Origin of the sequence: Pedobacter psychroterrae, assembly GCF_004331695.1 — a bacterium.
GTDB classification, from domain to species: domain Bacteria; phylum Bacteroidota; class Bacteroidia; order Sphingobacteriales; family Sphingobacteriaceae; genus Pedobacter; species Pedobacter psychroterrae.
In genome coordinates, this window is record NZ_SJSL01000002.1 from 1,019,120 (window position 1) to 1,043,316 (window position 24,197).

Below are 24,197 nucleotides of genomic sequence, written 5' to 3' on the forward strand. Positions count from 1 at the left end.
TTCTAAAAAGATAGTAGGCTAAACAATACATTTAAAGCGTTTCGTAATACAATCTTGACATTATACTCAGCCTGATATGCATTTTTTATGATCGCTATCAAAAATTACCTTTATATAAGGGTAAAAATTGTATTTTTAGTAAAGTATGAACCAATATAAAACCTTAGGCACTTTAGTCGGGAAGCTGTTTTTGTTTGTTTTGTTGCTGACTTCAATTACGGCAAATGGGCAAAAAACTAAAATAAGCTTTACGCATCTTACAGTAGAGAATGGTTTGTCCCAAAGCAGTGTATTGTCTATTGCACAGGATAGCATGGGTTTTATGTGGTTTGGAACCAAAGACGGATTAAATAAATTTAATACCCGGACTTTTGAAGTTTACCGGCATACCAAAGATTCTTCATCCCTTAGCAGCAGTCAGAACATCAATGCGCTCCTGACAGATACGAAAGGGAACTTATGGATAGGAACTCAAAATGGCCTGAATCTTTACTTGCCGAAAACCAATTCCTTTCAGCGCTTTCTGCACAATCCCCTAAATAAACATAGCATAAGCAACGATGTAGTACGTTTTCTTTACCAGGACAAACAAGGTAATATCTGGGTGGCCACTGAAAATGGATTGAATAGACTAGGTGCCGACAATAAATTTGAGCGTTTCAATGAAACTACCAGCAAAGTGCCGGGACTGGCCAATTCCCTGGTTAAAGCGGTTCATCAGGATCATAACAATGTAATCTGGGTGGGTACAGACAGTGGCTTGACAAGTATGACGCTCCAAAAAGGCAAGTATAGGTTTAAATCTTACTTTCATGACAGAAATGATCCGGGCAGTTTAGTACAAAATGATGTGACTACCATTTACGAAGATCATTATCACAACCTCTGGATTGGTACACACAATAAAGGCCTTGATCTGTTGGACAGATCAACAGGTAATTTCCAGCATTTCAGCCATAAAAAAGGACAGCGTAATGGATTGACAAGCAATGTAATCAGGAAGATCAAAACGGATAGTGAAGGAAGGCTGTGGATCTCGACGCTCAATGGTTTAAATATCTATGATTATGACACAAAAAGTTTTACCTCTTTCAGCCATAATCCTGATGACCCCACCAGTTTAAATCAAAATTCTATCTATGACATTCTTCAGGATGCCGCAGGTTCTATGTGGGTGGGTTCTTACTACGGAGGAGTCAATGTATATCATGCTTACTCAACACCCTTTAGGAAATACAAGGCAAATCCCGGCAAAAATGGCGTAAGCAGTAATGTCATCAGCGTAATTGCAGAAGATGCCAAAAACAATTTATGGATAGGTACAGAAGCGGAAGGGCTAAATTACTATGACAGGAAAAATGGGCAGTTTACCAGTTTTAAAAATGATATAGAAAATACCAATTCGCTTAGTTCGAATTTGGTGAAGGCCATTTCTATTGATCGTAAAGGATGGGTTTGGATCGGTACTTATGAAGGAGGACTGGATGTATACAAACCAGAAACGGGAACATTTAAGCATTATAGGCCAGGCAGTAGTCCCGGATCACTAAACTCCAACCGGATTGTCTCTCTGAAACATGATAGTCAGGGCAGGCTTTGGATAGGAACACGTGCACAGGGCATCTTTCTGTACAACGAGGTTAGAGATAATTTTAGCGTATTTACAGATCCGCAGTATAAGCAGGAACTCAAGTTCATCAGATGCTTTTTTGAAGATTCGCGCCGCAACATATGGATTGCAACGAATGCCGGAACATTTATACTGCCTGAAAAATCAAATAAGCTCATCAGGTTTAAGAGTGAAAACAGTACAGTTAAGTTTGATGACATCAATTTTATACGGGAAGATTCCCGCAAAAACCTTTGGCTGGGCAGCTACGAATCGGGCCTGATCAAATATGATCCGCTCAAAAAGACCACCAGGTTTTTTACTACAGATGAAGGGCTTCCATCTAGCAATGCACTGGGGCTAATTGAAGACAATGCCGGTTCTCTTTGGATCAGTACTTCCAATGGACTGTCTAAGTTTGATTCCATAATATTTACCAACTACACCGTAGAGGACGGCCTGACGGGCAATGTGTTTAACTATAATTCCTTCTTTAAAGACACCAAAGGAGAACTTTTCTTCGGTGGTTACAACGGACTGATCAGCTTCTTTCCAGAACAGATTAAAAGAAATAAGCAAGTACCCAAAGCCGTTTTTACACAGCTGAGGCTATTCAATAAACCTGTTGTGATCAATGATGAAAACAAATTGCTCGATAAAAATATCAGTCTTACCAAAGGGATTACTTTCTCCTATCATCAAAATATTTTTAGTGTAGATTTTGCCATACTCAGTTATATCAAATCAGAAAAGAATAAATACGCCTATAAACTGGAAGGTTTTGAAAAGGACTGGAATTATGTGAGCAGTCCCTCTGCCACCTTCACCAATCTGCCTGCCGGTGAATATACATTGCTGATCAAAGGGGCCAATAACGATGGGGTCTGGACGGCAAGTTCAGGTCAGTTGATCATCAGGGTAAAGCCTCCATTCTGGAAAACCTGGTGGGCCTATCTTATTTATGCGCTGTTCTTGTCCGGATTGGTATTCCTGGTATTAAGGTTTTTGTGGATCAGGGCCCTGCTCAGAAGAGAGCATGAGATTTTTCAGATGAAGCTGGATTTTTTTACTAATGTGTCCCATGAGATCCGGACACCGTTGACGCTTATCGTAGGCCCGCTCGAAAATCTGGTGCAGCAAACACAGGAATCGCCGGCATTAAACCGGAGACTGCTTACCGTCAAAAAAAATGCAGGAAGATTAACCCGGCTGGTCAATGAACTCATGGATTTCAGAAAAGCTGAGTCAGGCAATATGAAGTTGAACATTGCCCCTTCCAATATAGTAGGATTTGCCAAAGAGATTTATCTGTCCTTTCAGTACCTGGCTATTAAAAATCACATTCAATATACCTTTCATGCAGACGAAGAGCATATAGAGACCTATTTCGACAGCGAGCAATTGGAAAAGGTAGTGTACAACCTGCTTTCCAACGCTTTTAAGTTTACTCCTGAACGTGGAATTATTCGCCTGCAGATTCAAAAGAAAGGATTTGATTACGTGGAAATTCTTGTTTCTGATAATGGGAAAGGGATACCTGAAGAAAGCCGCAATAAGATATTCACCAATTTTTACCAGGTCAGGGAGCACCGTTCCGGGAATACCGGCACTGGCATAGGATTGGCACTTGCAGAAAAGATCGGGAGGCTGCATCACGGTAAGTTATATTTGCTCAGACAGGAAGAAATAACAGCACCTGATATCCATACCTGCTTCTGTCTTAAGTTAAAACTGGGCAACCTGCATTTTAGCCCGGAAGACCTGATACAGGATTATGTCAATACAGAAAACCCCGTTTTCTATCAGCAGGACCTGGAAGGCGATCTGGCTATCAATTATGAGCCCGATGAGCAGCAGGATGAGACTACTACAGTGCTTGTAGTGGAAGATAATTATGAAGTGCGTGGATTCATCGTTCAGTCATTGAGGCCATTTTATCAGGTGCTCGAAGCAGAAAATGGAAAAGAAGGGGTAGGCATCGCTATCGAAAAAATCCCTGATATTATTGTCAGTGATGTAATGATGCCCGTTATGGACGGACTGGAGCTATGCCGTACGCTAAAAACAGATATCCGGACCAGTCACATTCCCATTATCCTGCTCACTGCCCGTTCAGGGAACATTCATGAAGTAAACGGATTAAAAACAGGCGCAGAAGCTTACATTACCAAACCATTTAGCGTAAACAGTCTCCAGCTGAGTATTTTCAACCTGCTCACCCTTCAGTCCAATATGCGTCGGAAATTCAGTCAGCAGATCACCCTGCAGCCCTCAAACATATTGATTGAATCTACCGACGAAGAATTTTTAAATAAAATAATGGGGCTTATAGAAGCCAACCTGAACAACGAAGAGTTTAATGTAAACACCCTCGCATCAGAAGTGGGCATGAGTACACCTATTTTGTACAAAAAGATAAAGGCCCTAACCGGATTAACGGTCAATAATTTTATCAAATCTATCCGCTTAAAACGGGCCGCGCAATTGCTCCGGCAACATACCTATACCGTATATGAAGTTGCCTATATGGTAGGCTTCAGCGAAAGCAAATATTTCAGTAAAGAATTTACGAAACAGTTTGGTCAGACACCATCTGATTACTGTACTACCTGATTTACCTGCTTTTTTAAGAAATTACCCCCATTTATTTAAGAAATTACCCCCTCTCTCATCTGGCCTCCTCCTAGATTAGCTTATCCAAATATGGCTGCGCCTATGTGCGTCAAAGCGGTAACCAAATAACCACTAAATATAAACAAGTATGAAAAAATGCTACACAAACTTCTTGTCGGGAGTGTCGTACGTCAGGAAATTATGCAACCTCAGGGCTCCAATGGTCATGACGGCTATGTTGTTACTGATTAGTACCATAGCCTATTCGCAAACTATCCAAATTACCGGAACAGTAAAAGACAGCAAGGGAGAGACTATTCCGGGGGTGGGTATAAAAGTTAAGGATGCTACTGCCACTACTCAGACAGACAACAATGGTAAATTCAGTATTGCAGTTCCCAATGCACAGGCTGTCCTGGTTTTTTCCTATATAGGTATGGAACCTTATGAGACTACCGTGGGCAACCGTACCACGATAGAAGTGACCTTAAAAGAAAGTCTTTCAGAACTGGATGAAGTAATCGTAACCGGCTATGGCGAACGGGTAAGAAAGCGCGATATCACCGGGTCTATTTCATCCGTTAGCGCCAAAGACATCGAAGAAAGACAGCCTTTGAACCTTTTTGATGCCCTTCAGGGCAAAGCTGCAGGAGTGCTGGTGGTAAATGACAATGGTGAGCCGGGTGCTGAAGGCTCCATCACCGTTCGTGGTCCATCTACTTTTTCATCAGACGGCAATGGTACCAATCCGTTATACGTCATAGATGGGGTAATTACACCTAATGCTGCTTCGATCAATCCCAGTGACATAGAAAGCGTAGAGGTGTTAAAAGATGCTGCTTCGGCCTCCATCTACGGATCAAGGGCTGCCAACGGGGTAATCCTGATTACTACCAAGCGAGGTATAGAAGGCAGACCGCGTCTGGATGTACAATATGTGTATACCATTGGCGAGATCTCCCATAGCATCCAGCAGTCCAATTCTGCCGATATCCGCAGATACAGACAGATGCAGGGCCAGTTAGGGGTTCTAACTGATTCTTTAAACCCCGGCCTTAACTCAGCCAATGACCTTCAGGACCTCTTACTGGGTAATACCGCTCAGAAGCATGATGTAAGGGTTTCACTGGCGGGTGGTTCCAAATCTTTATTATACTCAGCCAGTCTAAATTACCTGGATGATAAAGGTATTGCCTTAAATACTGATGCAAAGCGCATTCAGTCGAGGATCAACATTGACTATAAGGCTACCTCTAAACTGAGATTTTCCAATAACCTTTCCTTTTACAGGCAAACAGGTAATTTTGCCAGCATTGGCAACTCCATCAGGCCGGTATTTGACAGGCCTTCCAGTTACCTGATCTATTACCCTGATGGTAAACTGACCAGTTATATCAACAATAAGAGAAACCCGGTAGCGAATGCGCTGCTCGAAACAAATACACGGGAAGATTTCAAAACTCAGTTTGTTTCTACGCTGAACTATGACATCTTCAGCGACCTTAAGTTTACTGCCGCCCTCAATGCGCAGCAGGACAACGGGCAGCGGTTTACCTTTACACCAAGGTACATTCAGAACCAGAATGGTGACAACAACGCTGCCACCAATCAGTACAACAAAAGGTTTTATTATGAAGCCCAGGCTTTCTTAAACTACAATAAGACCATCAAAGACCATACGTTCTCAGGAACTGCCGGTGTTACAAGAGATAGGGTACGTTATGACAATGTAAACCTGGCGGGTACCAACTTCATTCTGGAAAACATCAAAACCATCACTGGTTCAAACCTCAGCAATCTGACTGCACAACGCTCTACTGCCAGTGCTGTATCAACCGGCTCTTATTTTGGCCGCGCTACGTATAGCTACAAAGGCCGTTACATCGTACAGGGAGTATACCGCAATGATGCTTCCTCCAGGTTTGGTATAGAAAACAGATCGGGTAGCTTCCTTGCCGGATCAGCCGCCTGGCGTTTTACTGACGAAGGCTTTATGAAATGGACCAATAAATTCCTCGAGGACGGTAAGGTCAGGTTCAGCTACGGTAGTGGGGGTAACGATGCCATAGGCGACTATGAATCCATTCCGCGTGTGGAACTTGGCGGAAACAGCTACAACGGTCTTGCGGGGGCAGCTACTACGTCGAGTTTCAGCAATCCTGCCCTTAAATGGGAAACAACTTATACCCAAAATTTAGGTCTGGATCTTACTTTTCTAAAGGGCAGGTTGGGCTTTGTATTTGATGCCTATATCGGAACTACTGACGACCTGTTGTACGATAGACAAATGCCTAAAGAAACGGGCTTCAATACCATCAAGGTGAATGTAGGCTCTATCCAAAACAAGGGGCTTGAGTTTGCGCTAAGCGGTAGTCCGATATTAAACAAAAACTTCAAATGGGAGGTCAATGCAAATGTTTCCCTTGAAAGGGGAACCATCCAGAAACTAAACCAGGGTGAGCAGTTCATTGCTGTAGGTACTGGTGGCATCAGTGGTGGCAATGCAACTTACCTCATCAAAGAAGGCGGCAGAATAGGAGATTTTTATGGATGGAGAAACCTGGGCGTTTACCAGTACGACGCTGCTAATGCTTACACACCTGAGGGCAGGAGATTAACCCCTGTAAATGTAACGGTTAAATATCCTGTTCGCGGTACATCTGCAGATCCTCAGGCATCTGTAGCGGAGTATTATGAACTCGATGGACAAAAATACTCAGGTGAGATTGTCAAAAAGAAAAACAGCGATGGCTCTGTATTGCTGGGTGGCGATACTGAATGGGAGGATGTAAACAACGATGGGTTCATTGATGAAAACGACCGCACCATCATTGGTAATTCTCAATCAGATGTTTATCTGGGCTTTGTCAACACTTTCACTTACAAGAAGTTCAGGTTGTCGTTCATCATCAATGCTACTGTTGGCGGACAAGTATACAACCAGTTCAAACAAAACCTGACCAACTTTGCCAACAATGGTAATCCTTCTTTGCCTGAAGCTATTTATGGTGCATGGACCAAACAAGGAGATGTCTCTACCTATCCATACTATCCCGACAAGAATACCAGGGGCAGTCAGCGTGGGGGCGGCAACAGTTACTTCCTGGAAGACGCCAGCTTTATCAGGTTGTCAAACGCCAGATTTACCTATTCACTCGACAGCAAATATGCTAAGAAGGTATTTGCCAAAAATTTATCTGCTTACGTATACGGGGTAAACCTGGTAACATTTACCAATTACACTGGCTATGATCCTGAATTTACCCCATCCTCTGGCCTTACTCCCGGAGATGATACAGGCAGATATCCAAAAAGAAGAGAATTGGGGTTTGGTCTTAACATAGGTTTTTAATTACAGACATGAAGAAGATATTAAGTATTACTGTTTTAGGCATCCTGTTGATGTTTGGCAGTTGTAAGAAAGCGATTGATGAGCAACCTATTTCAGAAGGTTTGCTGAAGGATTTTTTAAAGAACAAAATTGAAGCGGATGCCGCTGTGGCGGGTATGTATGGAGAGTTTCAGCAGACCATGATCGGCGACGGACAATACCGCAACCGCATGACCTGGTGGGGTGAGGCGAGATCTGATAACTGGGAAAGGAGAATTACCTATACCGTCAATGCAACCAATGAAATTGATTTCAACGGGCTTAGTGAGATCAATGACTATGCCGACTGGAGTTTTCTGTACAGCACCATAGGAAGGGCAAACCTGCTGATCAAGCGCTTGCCGGAAATTAAACAATATACCCCGGTGGGTACAGTAGGGGCCTTGACTCCCCAGTTGGAAAACAGTTACACCGCACAGGCACTGGCTATGAGAGGTTTATGCTACTTCTGGATTGCCAGGGTATGGGGTGATGCACCTATTCGCACAGAACCTTACCTGAGCATTTCTGAGCAGGGAGAGCAGGCGCGTGACCCAAAAGCAAAAGTATTGGAACAAGCCATCAATGACCTTACACGGGCGTACGAACTTACTCAAAAGAATGTCAATGCACCTGTTTGGTACATCGGCGAAGCCGCCATAACTTCTATACTGGCTGATGTATACATGTGGAGGGCCGGAACCACCAAAAACAATGCAGATTACAACGAAGCCATCGTTTGGTTTAAAAGATTATTTGCCGCCAAAGCACCTACCGGAAAAGTTTATAACGCAGCTGGTATAAATGCTACAGGGGCAGGCGGGGACGTGGCAGACCTGCAGCCGGGACCAACATGGAATACACAGTTCATTGCCCCATTAAATAGCGTAGAAACCATTTTTAACATCCACTGGGACAATATCTCTAACGGATGTGCTTGTATGGCAGGGGTAACACGGACTACCAATGAACCGCTGATCAGAATGGCAGATCCTTTATGGGCAACCTGGCCAACAGTAGCAACGGCTGTCTACGGGACCACTACAGCTACGGTCGACAGGCGTGTTAAACAAACCTATAACATTACCTCTGCTACCAGTCAGCCAATACGTGACAGGGGGTTCTGGAAGTTCTATACTGGTACATTTACAGCCGCTACCGCAACTGCAGGCTATAATTTTACCCTGCCGGCAGCTTCTTACGTAAGCAGCTTACCCTATACTCCCGAAACCAATGTTTATATACCAATGTACCGCTTAAGTGGAATGTACTTGTTGTATGCTGAGGCACTGAATAAAACAGGCGATCAGGCAAATGCAGTTAAATACTTAAACATCATCAAAACCAGGGCAGGTGTACCAACGGTGACTGCTGCACAATTCGCTGATGCAGGTGCTTTAGAAATGGCCATTCTTAAAGAAAGACAGTATGAACTGATCGGTGAGGGAGTAAGGTGGTTCGACCTTGTGCGTACAGACCGCGTGAAAGAAGTGATGGACCCGATACTCATTGCGCGTCAGACTGCCGCTGGCAATCCGGCCATCGGCTGGGGTGCTGACAAGAACAGGTATTACTGGCCGCTGGCCACCCGCGTTATGTTCTCTAACAGTTTATTGGTTCAAAATCAACCTTATTAATCGAAAACATGAAAACTTCAAAAATTATATGGACCGGCCTTTGCAGCTTGTCAATTTTCATCAGCTCCTGCTCCATGTTTGGCCTGGACATACAGGAAGACTATGAATACAAAAAATCAGTACTTGATCCGCATATCAACAAAACTGCGCGCCAGTACCTGGAAGACAGGGGTAAAAATCCCATCATTGCCAACGATACCATTTTCAAATGGATGCAGCTAGGCCTCGAATATGCCGGGATCAATCTGGATGAGTATGAAAAACCGGGCAGAACCTTTATTTTCCTGGGCAATGGTGCGATCCGCGCCATTCCGGCAAGCGGTATTCCGACAGGAGGGATGTGGTTTACCTTTCCCGTTACTGTCAGAAACCCTGATGGTAGCCTTAAGCTCAGCACCGCAGGTGCGGTAGAAACCAAGCCTGCTACAAAATGGGCTGATTACAGCAAGGCCGATGTAAGGAAGTATTTTCTTTACCTCATTGCACTGGGGGACTTTGGATTTAACAATGCGCAGGTTGCCAATACCAGCCTGCAAACTTTGCTGCCGCCCAATGTAAGTGCCAGTGATTCTTCCAGACTTGGATTGTATATTGTAAATGCTGAGCCTGACTACAATGATGTAGGTGCAAGGGTACTCTCCTATGTAAGCGCCAGGCAACCGGGTGTCAATTACGGATTTGACCAGGAAGGAAAGATCAACTTCAAGATCCTCAATTCAGATTATTCACCCCTGCAGGCAAATGATTATAACACCCTGACTACCTCCGGGATCATATCAACAAACGGGCAGGTCCATGTATATGCCCCAACTGGCACTACCCCTGTTCCTTTCTTTCCATACAGGTATTAAACTGCGATTTACTTTATATTTTTGATATGATTAACTACTCTTTGTGCTTTAATTTGAGATTAAAATTAGTACTGTTTTTAGGTTTAGGATTATTGGCTCAGCAAATTTCAGCACAGCAGAAGACCCGCATCACTAATGACTGGGAATTTCTCAAACAGGATCTGGGCGGAATATGGGAGTCGGTAAGACCGGCCAAGGCAGGAGATCCGGAAACAGTGCCCCTTTGGCAAAAAGTAACCTTGCCCCATTGCTTTAACGCAGAGGATGCGGTAGATCCCGATTTAAACTATTACCAGGGCCCTGCATGGTACCGCAGTCGCCTGACGATAGAAAATCCCTATCAAAACGGCCGCATCCTCTTGCACTTTGAAGGGGTCGGGCAAAAGACCGAAGTCTATGTCTATACCACAAAAGTGGGAACCCATGTAGGCGGATACGACGAATGGACAGTGGACATTACCGATGCCGTAGCGGCATTTAAAAAGACAGAAGTCTACAGTAAGCAGTTTGGCGGAAAAATTCCGCTTTCTATCCGTGCAGATAATTCCCGCGATCTGGAAATGATCCCTTCTGATCTTTCCGATTTTAACCTGTATGGTGGAATTTACCGTTACCTCAACCTGGTATACACCCCTGCGCTTTCGGTAGATAAACTATTCGCTACTGCAGAGGTGGATGCCAAAGGCAAACTCGGTAAGTTAAAGGTAAAGGCACGCTTTCACAATCCGGGCAAGGCCACTGCAACTGATGCTGTCTTAAAGCTGACCGACCCGAAAGGCAAAGTAGTGCTGACTAAAAACACCAGCCTGAGCAACCTTAGCGGCGATGTCGATATCACCGATTTTGAGGTAAAAACACCTGTTGTCTGGTCTACAGACCAACCCAATCTATACACAGTTGAACTCAGCATCGGTACCGGTGCCGATCAATATAAGATCAGCCACAAAATAGGGTTCAGAAACTTTGAGTTTGTTGAAGGAGGACCATTCCTGCTCAACGGAAAACGCCTCTTGCTGCGTGGCACGCACCGTCATGAAGACCATGCGGGGGTAGCGGCGGCCATTACAGAAGAGATGATGCGCACAGAAATGAAAATGATCAAGGACATGGGGGTAAACTTTATCCGCCTGGGCCACTACCAGCAATCTTCTATTATTCTCAACCTCTGCGACAGCCTGGGTATACTGGTTTGGGAGGAGGAGCCCTGGTGCCGTGGAGGCCTGGGTGGTGAGGTATACAAAGAACAGGCCCGCAGGATGATGACCAATATGATCGAGCAACATTACAACCATCCTTCTATCATTATCTGGGGCCTGGGTAATGAAAACGACTGGCCAAATGACTTTCCCGAATTTGATAAGGAAAAGATCCGTGCCTTTATGAAAGAACAAAATGACCTGTCGCACCGATTAGATCCTACACGCAAAACAGCCATCCGCCGTTGCGATTTCTGCAAGGACATTGTGGATGTTTATTCGCCGTCGATCTGGGCGGGTTGGTACCGTGGTATTTATACGGAATACAAAGCCACTACGGAAACAGAGATGAAAAAGGTAAAGCACTTTTTGCACGTGGAATGGGGTGGCGACAGTCATGCCATGCGCCATTCAGAAAATCCGGATAATGCATTGTCTAAGATAAAGCCCGGTGATGGTGCAGATGAGCGTGCCGGTGATGCTTCATTATATGGCGGAGGAGCCCGCGTATCAAAAGATGGCGACTGGAGCGAAAGCTATATCGTCAACCTGATCGACTGGCACCTGAAGGAGCAGGAAACCATGCCCAACCTTACGGGTACAGCTTACTGGCCGTTCAAAGATTTTTCTACCCCTGTAAGGCCTGAAAATCCGGTGCCATACATGAACCAGAAGGGGGTAGTGGAACGCGATTTTACCAAAAAGGAATCTTACTACGTTTTTCAGTCCTATTGGATCACCACGCCTATGGCCCATATCTATGGCCATACCTGGCCCGTACGCTGGGGCGAAAAGGATGAAAAGAAAATGGTAAAAGTATTCTCTAACTGCGATGAGGCAGAACTGTTTGTCAACGGAAAAAGTCAGGGTGTCAAAAAACGCAGGAGTGCGGACTTCCCCGCTGCTGGTTTACGCTGGCAGGTTTCTTTTCAGGAAGGAACCAATCATATTAAAGTTGTTGCCAAAAAAGGTAAAACTATCGTGACAGATGAAATCACACAGGAGTACCAAACGGCCAAATGGGGCAAGCGTGCTAAGCTAGTTTTTGAAAAGCTCAAAGAAGAAGATGGAGTGGCCACTGTACAGGTAAAGCTGTTGGATAGCAATGATGTGTTGTGCCTTGATGCTGAAGATTTTGTGTCCTTCGGACTGATTGGTGAGGGAAAGCTGATCGACAATCAGGGTACCTCCAGCGGCTCCAGAAAGGTTGGAGTGTACAATGGCAGGGCCATCATACGCATCAAAACAAATGGTGGCAAAAGTATGGTAAGTGTGAAATCAGAGGGGCTACCTTCTACCTTTTTGGAGTTATGATCATGAGCCTGGAACGGACAGCTAAGCAGATAAATATTATATTGAAATCCTTATGGCAAGATATAAGCGGCTAATTCAGCTCTTCAGCATTTTTTTAATGGTATTTCTGCATTCCTGTGGATCTGTAAAGCCAGCGGAATCAGGTAAAGAAAATATGGAGAAGCAAGCGATCAATGCCCTGAAATCCATAGTTATGGAGCAAGCATCATGGGCGATGAAGCAGATGCCGGTCACTGTCACGGCCGACAGTTCATCCCGGACTGCGGGAAACAAGCATGACTTCTTTTCAGAGGGTGATTACTGGTGGCCTGATCCTTCCAATGCCAATGGGCCTTATATCCAGAAAGACGGTATGACCAATCCGGACAACTTTGTAGCGCACCGGCTGGCCATGATCCGATTCAGCAAAATCATCGGCGCACTGGCTTCTGCATATAAGATCACAGGCGATCAGAAATATGCTAAACAGGCCATGTTGCACCTCAATGCATGGTTCATCAATCCGACAACCCTGATGAATCCCAACTTACAGTATGCCCAGGCCATCAAAGGCAGATTTACAGGTCGCGGGATAGGTATCATCGATACCATTCAGCTGATGGAAGTAGCACAGGGCATCCTGGTGATGCAGGATGTATTAGGTACCGCGACTTTAAATGGCAGCAAAGCATGGTTTACGGAGTATCTGGGCTGGCTGATGACGCATCCCTATGGAAAGGCGGAAATGACCGCTTTAAACAACCATGGAACTTGTTTCGTGATGCAGGTAGCGGCTTTTGCCAGGCTTACAGGAGATGAAAAATTACTGGAGTTCTGCAGCGAGCGTTACAAAACTGTGCTGTTGCCGGATCAGATGGCTGAAGACGGTAGTTTTCCAAGAGAAATGAGCCGCACCAAACCATATGGATATGCGATTTTTAATCTGGATGCCATGGCTGCGCTATGCCAGATCCTGAGTACTAAAGAGGATAATCTCTGGAATTATACTACTGCCAATGGTCGTTCTATAAAAAAAGGCATCGCATACCTGCACCCTTTTATAGCCGACAAAAGCAAATGGCCTTTAAAACCCGATGTGATGTACTGGGATGAATGGCCGGTGGCACAGCCTTTTCTGTTGTTTGGAGCCAACGCGTATAAAAATAATGAATGGTTGTCTACATGGACAAAGTTAAATCATGACCCCAAAGTAGAAGAAGTAATTAGAAATTTACCAATAAGAAACCCCTTAATATGGTTGTAATAAAGAAACCTCTATTCGGAATGCTACTATTAACCTTCCTGCAATTTGCAGCAATGGCCCAAAAACCTGATGTGAAAAAGGCATTCAGCCGGGCCGAAAACCAAACCCTGCTCATGCTAAAAGAAGTAGCACAGGCCAAAGCTGCGGTAAATAACCCCAACCTCGTATCGCCAAGAACGCTGGAAAACGGCCAACTCAAGCTGGTGGCTTCCAGGGACTGGACAAGTGGCTTTTTCCCGGGAGTATTGTGGTTTTTGTATGAGAACTCCAACAATGCCGATTGGCTGGAACTGGCAAAGATTTATTCGGCACCCATAGAAAAGGAAAAGACCAATGGCGGTACGCACGACATGGGCTTTAAAATCTATTGTAGCATCGGATCGGGCTATAGACTAACCAAAGATGCGCACTATAAAGACGTGATCATCGAATCTGCCAAAACGTTGATTACCCGTTTCAACCCTAAAACGGGTGTGATAAGATCATGGGACCACAATACAGACAAATGGGTAAATCCGGTGATCATCGATAACATGATGAACCTGGAACTGCTTTTTGAAGCCAGCATCCTTACCGGCGACTCTTCCTTTTACAAGATTGCTGTCAGCCATGCCAACATCACCATGAAGAATCATTTTCGTCCCGATTACAGTTCCTACCATGTGATAGACTATGATCCGGAAACCGGTGAAGTGCGCAAAAAGAACACCCACCAAGGCTATAGCCACGAATCTGCATGGGCCAGGGGACAGGCATGGGCACTGTACGGTTACACCATGTGCTACCGTTATACCAAAGACCCGGCTTATCTGAAACAGGCAGAAGCAGTTACCAATTACCTCCTCAATCATCCTAACATGCCGAAGGACCTGGTTCCTTACTGGGATTTCAATGCCCCAAATATTCCTGATGAACCAAGAGATGTATCCGCTGCTGCGGTGATCGCTTCAGGCCTTTATGAGCTAACCGGATATAGCAGCAACAAAGAGCTGTATAAAAGTAAGGCCGACATGATAATACATAATTTAAGTACAAAATACGTTTCCCCAAAAGGAGAGAATAGAGGATTTATTCTATTGCATAGTACTGGTTCAAAGCCATCTAAGAGCGAAGTGGACGTGCCGTTATCTTATGCGGATTACTATTATCTGGAAGCTCTTTTGAGATACAAAGCAGGAAAGAATGACTAATTCTTTCCTTTTCCGTTCCCCTTGCCTTTGCCACCGGAATTACCTTTTGCCTTGCCATTACCTTTGCCGCCGGAATTTCCAGAGCTTTTAAAATTACCTTTATTACCACTATTGCCGGGATGACCTTTCACTACGTAGTATTTAGGGCTTTTGCTGTATTTGATGACGGGTTGCGAATGGTTAGATTTGTACTTGGCATACTTTACTTTGTGTGTACTATAGTACCTGTATGGTTTCGGAGAATTGATCACCACTTTGTAACCACGATATAAGTCATAGCCCTGGTACCTCGTTGGTAAGCCAGTAGAAAATATCCAGTTCCCATTGTTCAAATAAACAAACTGGCGCTCCGGAACATAATAATAGCTTTCGATCTCCGGCAGGTAATAATAATCTACATGATCATAACCAGTGGGTCCCCATAGTGGCTGCGAACCAATATTTACATTGATGTTTACTTGAGCTACAGCTTTATTGATGCTTAGTCCCGCAGTTGTAAGCAATATTAGAAACATTAACTTTTTCATCTTATTTTGTGTTTAAATTTGTGTTTAAATATGTGTAAAAAAAATGGTAAATGATTACTGGAGGGTTACGACACCAATGCTGGTGTTCTGCCCTGCAGTAACCGAAACATTGTCAATGACTGCGGGAGTGTAACCTTCTACAGGTATAATTTCTATTCTGTAACTGCCCGAAGCCAAACCGCCTACAGTAAACCTACCGGTGATCAGGTCTGTCGTTGTTCCTACTGTGTCCGTACCGGAAATGACCAATACCTCAGGATGGGCAATAATAGGCAGGACAGAACCGGAGATCAAGCCTGATGTTGTGGCAGTAATGCCCCTTACTACTGGTTTCAGAAGATATTTCCCGTTTCCGGTAGCTATAATCGATTGGGCGGCGTCGAAATCCAATAATAAAGAATAGGTCACTCCAGGAACCAGTTCCGGATTTTCTGTCAGTTTAACCTTCCAGCCCGAACTTTGCGCACTTGGTGTTTTCAGCTCCTGTTCCTGGCCGTCAATTACAATAGAATTGCCCGAATCGTGCAGGATCAGCCTGATCTCAGTGATCTCGCCTGAAGGCATTTCACCAGAGGCAACAAGAATATCAGGATTGCTGGTCCCGATCCTAAAATCAAGAATGTTTAATATCCCGTGGTCTACATCAAACGTGTATGGCTTGCCACCGGACAGCAATACTACTGATTTGATATTCAGATTGACCTCGTCAAAATCTCCAGGTGCATCCGTCATGCGGATCTCTACTTTCGTTGTGCCGTCGGCATCCTGGTTTTCTTTCTTGCATGCCGCAAATATCAAAGTGCTGATCAGCAGAATTGCAGTTAATATCGAGTAAAGTGTTTTGTTTTTCATAGTAAGAGTTTTTACTTATAGTATTAGATTGTTGTAAATGATAGGTCAAAGCTCTGGACCCAACATGAAATGAACATGAAATTTCAGATTTATTTTTTCCTCAGAATTTCATCTTAATTTCATGTTCATTGTTTCTCTTTGTGAAGGATTTGGTGGCGCAGATGAAAACAGTAAGTTTTAAGGTAGGGTGATTGTTTGCCTCGAAAGAGGCAAACTTTCTTTATATTTATACAATGGCGATTTCACATTCAGCTATTTCACGACGAGGTGTTTTACTCAGTTTGTTATTGATTTGTTTCAGTGCGTTTTCCGCTGCCGCGATTCCTGCAGGCAACCTGAATGCAGTAAGTCACCAGAACTATCAGGATAAAAAAGGAGATAAAACAAAAAAAGAGGAAGCTCAAAAAACAGATAACCAACAGGTTGATCCCGACAAACAGGCTCCGCAGAAGCCAGAGATCAAGCAAGTGCCCAAGGCAAGAAAACAATTGAAGCCCGCTGCTGTTAAGCCTAAAGTAAAACCGGTCAGGATCGTCAAGCCTAAAATCAAAAAGCACTAATATGAAATCAACAGTGATCTGTCTACTGATCAGCCTGCAACCTTGCTGGCTGATGGCTCAAACAGATACTGCAAACAATCAAAAATCAAATAAGACTACCCTCACCCTTGCCGCCATATACAGCAACAATGTCAGTTACTACGGTCAGTCTACTGCAGAAAAGCTACCCTATATACTGGCAAATGCTACTGCCCGACTGCCTGTAGGTATTTATTTCTCCGCAGGGACCTACAAATTGCTCAATATAGGCAGTGGTGTTTCTGAAACAGATTTCGGAATAGGATATACGCATGATTTTACAGATAAATTAAGCACAGACCTGAGCTATATGCGGTCTATTTTTCCTGGTAACTCCCCGTTGCTGCAGGCCGCCAATACAAATAATATCAACCTGACAGCAAACTATACCTGGTCATGGTTTAAAAGCTCACTCTCCGCAGATTATGCCTTTGGAAAGGAGCGCGACTTCTTTCTGGGGATTAACAACTCAAAAGACATAAGCCTTGGAGCAGTGTTTGATGATGCAGATCAGCTCTCCATAGAGCCGGGAATAGAAATCGTGAGCGGTACACAACACTTTTATGCCACCTATCAGCAGGAAAAAATAAAGCGCAATAACGGGAAGGGCAAGGGGGCAAATAATGGAAACGGAAATGGCAACGTAGATGGGAATACAGAAATCATTACGATCCCCAAAACCAGCTTCAACTTGCTCACTTACAACTTCAAATTGCCCTTGGTCTACAGCCGTTCCAGCTATTTAGCAGAAGTGGCCTACCAGTTTTCTGTACTCAGCAGCAGCGCCATCACGGAAGCCAAAAAACAGCAATCCTTCATCAGTCTCAGTTTTTATTATCAATTTTAAGCCAAACAGATACCCATGAAAGTCCTGATCATAGAAGATGAAAAAACCCTGGCATTTGAAATGAGAACATTTCTGAAAAAGGCCTTTTATCTCTGCGATCTGGCCCATAATGTAGCAAAGGCTACTGAATGCTTAGAAATGAATCAGTACGACTTTATATTGCTGGATTTGGGACTGCCAGACGGAGATGGGCTGAGCCTGCTCCCAAAAGCTAAAAAGCACAATCCGGAAGCCGCATACATCATCCTGACAGCCAGGGGAAACCTGGAAGACAAGATCGCCGGGCTCGACATGGGCGCTGATGACTATCTGGCCAAACCCTTTTCTTTACTCGAACTCCAGTCACGCATGCAGGCTATTGCCCGGCGCAAGTTCAATGTCAATCTGGAGGCGATTTTGCTGGGTGATTTTAGTGTCAACCTACAGACAAGGTTCATTTATTTTCAAACACAGCAGATAGAATTGTCGCGTAAAGAGTTTGACCTGCTCAGCTACCTGCTGCTGCATAAGAACAGGGTATTGACCCGCATGCAGCTCAGCGAGCACATTTGGGGTACCTTTGCTGATGACGATTACGACTCCAATTACATCGATGCCCACATCAAGAACATCAGGAAAAAGCTAAATGTATACTCAGTTACAGACTGGCTGGAGACAGTTAGGGGGGTAGGCTACAGAATCAGGAAATCATGAAACTATCTGTAAAACTCGTTTACTTCATTGCCGGCTCCAAAATCGCGGTAGTCATTTTCTTTATACTGTTGCTACCCTTTTTAGTCGCCGGAATCGCCTCACAATACACCAATTACGCTTTGCGGGACCAACAAAGGAAGGTCATCAGCGACATCAGTAAGAAAGGTATTGATTTCTACTTGCAGGGAGATGAAAGCTTCGGTAGTTATAACCTGCTAAAAGAGGAATACATATCACTACAACCTGCAAACGAACATTTTGATATGGATACCATCACGACCGAGGAAAGGATTGTCGAGCAGGATACACTGACTTACCGGGTCTTGAGTTATGCCTTCAAAGCAAATAACGACAACTACCTGTTAGAGATCGGTAAAACTACAAGCAGTATCAATCAATACAATAAACCCCTACAGCGGATCGCCCTTTATGTACTATTGGGACTGATAGTGCTGACCATTGTTGCCGACCTGATCTTTACCAGGCTGCTGATCAGTCCGCTCGATAAGATCATCCAATCCAAACTCATCAACAGAAAGTTCCCTTTTAAAGAACCGGCCATTCCGGTCAAAACCACCACACAGGACTTTAAGTACCTGGACCAGTCGCTCATCGACCTCATGGACCAGATCAATGTCGATTTTGAAAAGGAACGGGAGTTTACCGCCAATGCTTCTCACGAACTCATGACCCCCATCAGTATCCTGCAAAACAAGATGGAAAACCTGCTGGCCGAAGAACACGTTACCGAAGAAATTGCCATAAGCATCATTGGTATGATGAAAACACTGGGCCGGTTAAAAAAGATATCTTCTTCATTGCTGCTGATCAGCAGGATAGAAAACGAGCAGTTTGCCAGGACGGACGAGGTAAAACCTGCAAAGCTGATGGAAGAAATACTGGAGGAGATCAGCCACAGGATGGAAGAGAAAGGACTGGTGCTGAATGTCAGCCTTTCTGATAACATCACATTTAAAAACGTAAACCAGGATCTGCTGTTTCAATTTTTCTACAACCTTATCAACAATGCGATTAAGTACAATGTAGAGAAGGGGAGCATCAGCATCAGCGACCATCTGGACCGTTCCGGTTATTCTATCAGCATCGGCGATACTGGGATTGGCATCGCAAAGGAAGACCTCGACTTTATCTTTGATCGTTTCCGGAAAACCAATCTAGGTGAGAATGTCGGCTATGGGCTGGGGCTTTCTATTGTTAAGAGTATTGCGGTATACCATGGGCTTGATGTTAAGGTAGATTCCGTCGTGGGTAAGGGGAGTGCCTTTACCATCAGGTTTCCCACTCATATCGTATCCGCTTAAAATATGCTAAACTTAAACTTTTTATTTAAGTTTATTTGCTAATCTATTGGCTATGATTGCATTTCCTTTATCTGATGGGTGCAGGCCATCGTATGTCAGGCCAACCGCTTCAAGTGGATAAGGATATTCATCCGTTTTAGGATCAAAGGGTATGCCTATTGATTTTTTGAACGGATAATTCACATACTTACCTGTAGCCTGCTCTTTCAGGCGCTTGAATTTCACCAGTTTATCCAGCTTCAGTTTAGGATCATGGTGCAAATCTACTACCTCAATCTTTTCGTATTCAGCTATAGACACGATCGCATTGGCAAATTGCTCTAATGTCTGCTCGTTTTTAGCTTTGTATGAACCATAGGCATTGTTGCTGGCTTGAGTGAGGTACACAAAATCTGCCCGCTGCATAGGTGTGATCAGCACGATCTTAGCAGCCGGGTTTAGGCTTCGGATCTTATTAATAATGATGCGGAATGACCCGTACACTGTATTGTTGCCGTCACCGTTCTTATAGTCGTCAAGCGTACCTACCGGGCGGCCCGACCACCAGTCGTTTGTGCCCAAAAACACGGTATAGATATCTGCTTTTTCCAGTCCCAGGCCGTCTATGTTCTGCGCTATGCCTCCCGATGTCCATCCGTTAAAGCCCTTGTTGATGTATTTAATGTTCGGCAATAGCTCAGTCAGCATCGTCATGTAGCCTTTCTTTACCCTATTTCCTGTCTCGTTAGGATGGTCGTTCAGGTAGGTGATAGAGTCGCCAATAGCCACCCAGGTCAGTTCTTTTTGTTTAAATGAGAGCAGTAAGCAGGCCGCAAATACATATATCAGTAGTTTTTTCAAAGAGTTTTGTGTTAAAAGGTGGTTCAATATTTAATCAGGCATTCGTCCGATTGCAAATGAAAGAAAAAATATGGTAAAAATGCTATATTACAATCAGTATCAATGTTTCCAAATCATTATGAACATAACCAAACATAGATTGCCGCATCTTGTTCTCACACTTTTTGCCATTGGCTTCACAGGTCTTTTATTGTCATTCGCAAGTGCCGAGGATGGCTGGGTTTCTAAATACCTCACAGTTAACAAGGATGGCAGCATCACTTATCACGCTGATGAGAATGGCAATACTATTCCCGATTTTAGCAAGGTAGGCTATCATCACGGATATAGAGAAATACCAAAGTTAAAGGTGGTTAAGACATTGACTGCTATTGATAAAGATGCTACTTCTATGATTCAGAATGCCATAGATGAAGTGGCGGCATTAAAGCCTGATAAGGATGGTTTCAGAGGTGCCATCCTGCTTAAAAAAGGTACATATTCCATAGGTACCTCTCTGTGCATCAGTACCGAAGGCATCGTACTCAGAGGTGAGGGGGAAGCCACCAGGCTGATTGCCAGCGGAAAAGGCCAGCGCACGCTCATAAATGTACAAGGCAGCGGCAGGCCAACAGAAATAACAGGTACCAGGGTTGAAATCACTGATAATTATATACCTGTGGGCGCAAAATCGTTCAATGTGAGTTCTGCAAGCGGTTTTAAGCGCGGAGACGCCATTATACTTTACCGGCCGGGTAATGAAGCTTGGATTCATGACCTTCAAATGGACCAGATCACTGCAAATGACCAAACCAGGCAATGGAAACCGGAAGAGTATCACCTTAGGTACGAAAGAAAAATTACTGGGATCCAGGGCAATAAAATCTTCATCGACAATCCTGTGGTGATGCAGATGGAAACTAAGTATGGCGGTGGTGCCATATACAAATACGAATATACCGGCAGGATCAAAGAAGTAGGCATAGAGGACCTGCGTTTTGAATCTGAATTTGCTTCGGATACTGATGAGGACCATGGCTGGATTGCGGTAGGCTTTAACCACATTGAGAACGGCTGGGTGCGCAATGTATCAGCATATCATTTCGGCTATGCCTGCGTCAGCCTGGCACAGGGAACTAAGAACATCACGGTTGCGGATTCCAAATGCTTTGAAGCCAAGTCACAGATCACCGGCAGCAGGAGGTATTCGTTCAACAATGACGGTCAGCAAAACCTGTTCATGAACCTCGAGACTACCGAAGGCAGGCACGATTATGTGACCGGTGCCAAAGTATGCGGGCCAAATGTATTTTACAGTTGTAAATCCAGCAGGACCCATGCAGATATCGGTCCGCACCACCGATGGACCACAGGCACACTATACGACAACATCACCACCGATGGAGAGATCAATGTGCAGGACCGCGGCAACTGGGGCACGGGCCATGGATGGGCTGGAGTGACACAGGTACTGTGGAACTGCAAAGCCAAAGGTGCAGCGGTGCAAAATCCATGGGCATCAGGGAAGAATTATGTGGTAGGGTTGGAAGGCCAGCAATTGCAGGGCAGACTTAAGGGCCGTACGCATGGCGAATGGGAAGGGCAGAACAAAGCGGGTCTGCAGCCAACCTCCTTGTTTCTAGCGCAGAGAATAGCGGCAAAAATGAAATAATGACCTCTGTAAGTTCTTTATTAAATAGGGTTTACGGGCTTCATTTCCACGCGTTTCCATACTTCTGTGTAGGAGAGGTTTTCCACACCTTCTTTGCCTTCTACCAGGCCGCTCAGAGTAAGCAGGGTTTTATCTTCATTAAATGAATACCTTATTCTGTAGGTCTTTCCTGCCAAGGCATAGAATGCCCCCTTCACTTCGCTCTTAACAGTCTCCGTGTATGTTTGTAAATCATTGATCTGATAACTTCCCCCATGGGTAATGACTGCGCCATGCTGTGTAACACGGAGGTTAAAGAACTGTCCGTCCGGATTGAAGAACTTCATCAGTCCCGGAATCGGCATCCGGCTTCCTGAGCCATTGGTGGCCAGTTGGGTTAGCTCCCAAACGCCTTCGAAAGGGCTTTTCTCCACTTCCTGGGCAGAGAGTTTATTTAATGATACGAGCATTACCAGGATTGTAGCGATGCCGAGAAGTGTTAATCTTTTCATTGTTGTTTGGTTAGAATACTAATATAAGAAATGAGATTAATTTTCCTCCTCTTAATTATTCTGATTAGAATTGCTAATTTGGTAATGCTAAAACAGTTTGATAACTTCACCCTTTTAAGAATTTAACCAAATACTCAATGAAACAACCCTTAAAACTGATCATCGCTGCGGCCATGATATCTTCTTTTGCCGCTTGTGTTCCCGGAGCAGACAGCAGGTCAACAGCTAATAAAGCTGATAGTACACAAACAACTGTGCAGCTGGATAGTACTAAATTCCAGAAAGAGATTGATGGCAAGAAAACCAATTTATATGTCCTTAAAAACAAGAACAACATGGAAGCTGCTTTTACCAACTATGGCGGAAGGCTGGTGAGCTTGCTTGTGCCGGATAGTTCTGGTAAACTGGTAGATGTGGTAGTAGGCTTTGATAGCGTAGAAGGTTTTGAGAAATCTACTGAGCCTTATTTCGGTGCTACCATCGGTCGTTATGGCAACAGGATCGCCAAAGGAAAATTCAGCATAGATGGCAAGCAGTATACTTTGGCTACCAATAATGGTGTGAATACGCTACATGGTGGCAAAAAAGGATTCCAGTACGTAGTATGGGATGCGGCACAACCTAACCCTCAGACTGTAGTCTTTACCTACCTGTCTAAAGACATGGAAGAAGGCTATCCGGGAAACCTGAATGTGAAAGTAACTTATACTTTGACTGACGACAATGAACTTAAAATGGACTATGAGGCCACTACTGATAAAAAAACAGTGTGTAACCTTACCAACCATGCATTTTTCAACCTGAACGGTGAAGGCAGCGGGACCATCCTGAACCACAGTCTGCAGATCTATGCCGATCAGTACACGCCGGTAGATACTACCTTGATCCCATTGGGTAAACATGCCGATGTAAAAGGTACTCCTTTTGACTTTACTACGGCTACTACTATTGGCGAGCGCATAGATCAGGCAAATGACCAGTTGAAAGCAGGTGGTGGATATGACCACAACTATGTCCTTAACGGCACGAAAGGACTGGGCATGACACATGCAGCTACTGTAAAAGGAGATAAATCAGGCATTGTAATGGAGATTTATACGCAAGAGCCCGGACTGCAGTTTTACAGCGGAAACTTTATGCAAAGCAAAAACGTCTTTAAAGCCGGAGCAAAAGACGATTTCAGAACAGCATTGGCTTTAGAAACCCAGCATTTCCCTGATTCACCAAACCAGCCTTCATTTCCTTCTACAATTTTGAATCCTGGTCAGACTTATAAAACATCATCGGTTTACAAGTTTTCAGGTAAGTAATATCCATAGATAATTTCTATAAAAAAGGTCTTATGCAGGTTTGTTTAAGACCTTTTTTATGTG

The 24,197-nt window shown here is 44.2% G+C and carries 17 protein-coding genes; 13 read left to right on the forward strand and 4 right to left on the reverse strand.

The annotated features are described in order from the left end of the window. The first annotated feature begins 145 nt into the window (after window positions 1-145). The 7 genes from EZ437_RS12730 to EZ437_RS12760 all read left to right on the forward strand — a co-directional run bounded on the left by EZ437_RS12730 (window position 146) and on the right by EZ437_RS12760 (window position 15,023). Entirely contained in the window at window positions 146-4,222 is a 4,077-nt protein-coding gene (locus tag EZ437_RS12730) for a hybrid sensor histidine kinase/response regulator transcription factor (protein ID WP_131596386.1), read from the forward strand. A 148-nt stretch (window positions 4,223-4,370) separates the two neighbouring features. Next, window positions 4,371-7,574, forward strand: coding sequence for a SusC/RagA family TonB-linked outer membrane protein (locus EZ437_RS12735; RefSeq protein WP_131596387.1), 3,204 nt, complete (start codon window positions 4,371-4,373; stop codon window positions 7,572-7,574). 8 nt (window positions 7,575-7,582) lie between these two features. Next, window positions 7,583-9,229 (forward strand): RagB/SusD family nutrient uptake outer membrane protein, encoded by a 1,647-nt coding sequence (locus EZ437_RS12740; protein WP_131596388.1) that lies wholly within the window; start codon window positions 7,583-7,585, stop codon window positions 9,227-9,229. Between the two features lie 8 nt (window positions 9,230-9,237). Further along, window positions 9,238-10,080 (forward strand): hypothetical protein, encoded by an 843-nt coding sequence (locus tag EZ437_RS12745; protein ID WP_131596389.1) that lies wholly within the window; start codon window positions 9,238-9,240, stop codon window positions 10,078-10,080. Between the two features lie 26 nt (window positions 10,081-10,106). After that, window positions 10,107-12,590, forward strand: a complete 2,484-nt coding sequence (locus EZ437_RS12750; protein ID WP_131596390.1) for a glycoside hydrolase family 2 protein — start codon at window positions 10,107-10,109, stop codon at window positions 12,588-12,590. A gap of 52 nt (window positions 12,591-12,642) precedes the next feature. Continuing rightward, window positions 12,643-13,833: an alginate lyase family protein gene (locus tag EZ437_RS12755; protein WP_131596391.1), complete on the forward strand. Its 1,191-nt coding sequence runs from the start codon at window positions 12,643-12,645 to the stop codon at window positions 13,831-13,833. A 20-nt stretch (window positions 13,834-13,853) separates the two neighbouring features. Then, window positions 13,854-15,023: a glycoside hydrolase family 88 protein gene (locus tag EZ437_RS12760; protein ID WP_131596392.1), complete on the forward strand. Its 1,170-nt coding sequence runs from the start codon at window positions 13,854-13,856 to the stop codon at window positions 15,021-15,023. Here the strand turns inward: EZ437_RS12760 and EZ437_RS12765 are convergent. Then, window positions 15,020-15,550 (reverse strand): hypothetical protein, encoded by a 531-nt coding sequence (locus tag EZ437_RS12765; protein ID WP_131596393.1) that lies wholly within the window; start codon window positions 15,548-15,550, stop codon window positions 15,020-15,022. The two genes, EZ437_RS12760 and EZ437_RS12765, sit on opposite strands and share 4 nt — an antisense overlap. Window positions 15,551-15,604: 54 nt before the next feature. After that, the gene (locus EZ437_RS12770) at window positions 15,605-16,402 is read right to left on the reverse strand and encodes a DUF4382 domain-containing protein (protein ID WP_131596394.1); all 798 of its coding nucleotides are present in this window, start codon (window positions 16,400-16,402) and stop codon (window positions 15,605-15,607) included. Window positions 16,403-16,635: 233 nt separating this feature from the next. Between EZ437_RS12770 and EZ437_RS12775 the strand changes: the two genes are divergently transcribed. From EZ437_RS12775 to EZ437_RS12790, 4 genes are read left to right on the forward strand one after another with little or no spacing between them, the layout of a single operon-like run. Beyond that, window positions 16,636-16,962: a hypothetical protein gene (locus tag EZ437_RS12775; protein WP_131596395.1), complete on the forward strand. Its 327-nt coding sequence runs from the start codon at window positions 16,636-16,638 to the stop codon at window positions 16,960-16,962. A 1-nt stretch (window position 16,963) separates the two neighbouring features. Next, entirely contained in the window at window positions 16,964-17,827 is an 864-nt protein-coding gene (locus EZ437_RS12780; RefSeq protein ID WP_225869573.1) for a hypothetical protein, read from the forward strand. Window positions 17,828-17,842: 15 nt separating this feature from the next. After that, window positions 17,843-18,520: a response regulator transcription factor gene (locus EZ437_RS12785; protein ID WP_131596396.1), complete on the forward strand. Its 678-nt coding sequence runs from the start codon at window positions 17,843-17,845 to the stop codon at window positions 18,518-18,520. Beyond that, entirely contained in the window at window positions 18,517-19,842 is a 1,326-nt protein-coding gene (locus tag EZ437_RS12790) for a sensor histidine kinase (protein ID WP_131596397.1), read from the forward strand. The genes EZ437_RS12785 and EZ437_RS12790 overlap by 4 nt, the downstream gene beginning before the upstream one ends. Window positions 19,843-19,863: 21 nt before the next feature. On the opposite strand, the gene EZ437_RS12795 is transcribed toward EZ437_RS12790, so the two are convergent. Further along, entirely contained in the window at window positions 19,864-20,682 is an 819-nt protein-coding gene (locus EZ437_RS12795; RefSeq protein WP_131596398.1) for an SGNH/GDSL hydrolase family protein, read from the reverse strand. Between the two features lie 118 nt (window positions 20,683-20,800). Here EZ437_RS12795 and EZ437_RS12800 point away from each other — a divergent pair, with 118 nt between their 5' ends. Further along, window positions 20,801-22,333, forward strand: coding sequence for a hypothetical protein (locus EZ437_RS12800; protein ID WP_225869574.1), 1,533 nt, complete (start codon window positions 20,801-20,803; stop codon window positions 22,331-22,333). A gap of 20 nt (window positions 22,334-22,353) precedes the next feature. On the opposite strand, the gene EZ437_RS12805 is transcribed toward EZ437_RS12800, so the two are convergent. Further along, a complete protein-coding gene (locus EZ437_RS12805; protein ID WP_131596399.1) occupies window positions 22,354-22,824 on the reverse strand; it encodes a DUF4488 domain-containing protein in 471 nt (156 codons plus the stop codon). A 137-nt stretch (window positions 22,825-22,961) separates the two neighbouring features. Between EZ437_RS12805 and EZ437_RS12810 the strand changes: the two genes are divergently transcribed. Then, on the forward strand, window positions 22,962-24,134 hold the full coding sequence (locus EZ437_RS12810) for an aldose epimerase family protein (protein WP_131596400.1): 1,173 nt from the start codon (window positions 22,962-22,964) through the stop codon (window positions 24,132-24,134). The last annotated feature ends 63 nt before the right edge of the window (window positions 24,135-24,197 follow it).

Coding starts and splice junctions, on each gene's coding strand:
- EZ437_RS12760 (WP_131596392.1), top strand. CDS start 13,854: ATGCTACTATTAACCTTCCTGCAATTTGCAGCAATGGCCCAAAAACCT.
- EZ437_RS12805 (WP_131596399.1), bottom strand. CDS start 22,824: ATGAAAAGATTAACACTTCTCGGCATCGCTACAATCCTGGTAATGCTC.
- EZ437_RS12780 (WP_225869573.1), top strand. CDS start 16,964: ATGAAATCAACAGTGATCTGTCTACTGATCAGCCTGCAACCTTGCTGG.
- EZ437_RS12800 (WP_225869574.1), top strand. CDS start 20,801: ATGAACATAACCAAACATAGATTGCCGCATCTTGTTCTCACACTTTTT.
- EZ437_RS12810 (WP_131596400.1), top strand. CDS start 22,962: ATGAAACAACCCTTAAAACTGATCATCGCTGCGGCCATGATATCTTCT.
- EZ437_RS12740 (WP_131596388.1), top strand. CDS start 7,583: ATGAAGAAGATATTAAGTATTACTGTTTTAGGCATCCTGTTGATGTTT.
- EZ437_RS12755 (WP_131596391.1), top strand. CDS start 12,643: ATGGCAAGATATAAGCGGCTAATTCAGCTCTTCAGCATTTTTTTAATG.
- EZ437_RS12750 (WP_131596390.1), top strand. CDS start 10,107: ATGATTAACTACTCTTTGTGCTTTAATTTGAGATTAAAATTAGTACTG.
- EZ437_RS12775 (WP_131596395.1), top strand. CDS start 16,636: ATGGCGATTTCACATTCAGCTATTTCACGACGAGGTGTTTTACTCAGT.
- EZ437_RS12745 (WP_131596389.1), top strand. CDS start 9,238: ATGAAAACTTCAAAAATTATATGGACCGGCCTTTGCAGCTTGTCAATT.
- EZ437_RS12765 (WP_131596393.1), bottom strand. CDS start 15,550: ATGAAAAAGTTAATGTTTCTAATATTGCTTACAACTGCGGGACTAAGC.
- EZ437_RS12785 (WP_131596396.1), top strand. CDS start 17,843: ATGAAAGTCCTGATCATAGAAGATGAAAAAACCCTGGCATTTGAAATG.
- EZ437_RS12770 (WP_131596394.1), bottom strand. CDS start 16,402: ATGAAAAACAAAACACTTTACTCGATATTAACTGCAATTCTGCTGATC.
- EZ437_RS12735 (WP_131596387.1), top strand. CDS start 4,371: ATGAAAAAATGCTACACAAACTTCTTGTCGGGAGTGTCGTACGTCAGG.
- EZ437_RS12730 (WP_131596386.1), top strand. CDS start 146: ATGAACCAATATAAAACCTTAGGCACTTTAGTCGGGAAGCTGTTTTTG.
- EZ437_RS12790 (WP_131596397.1), top strand. CDS start 18,517: ATGAAACTATCTGTAAAACTCGTTTACTTCATTGCCGGCTCCAAAATC.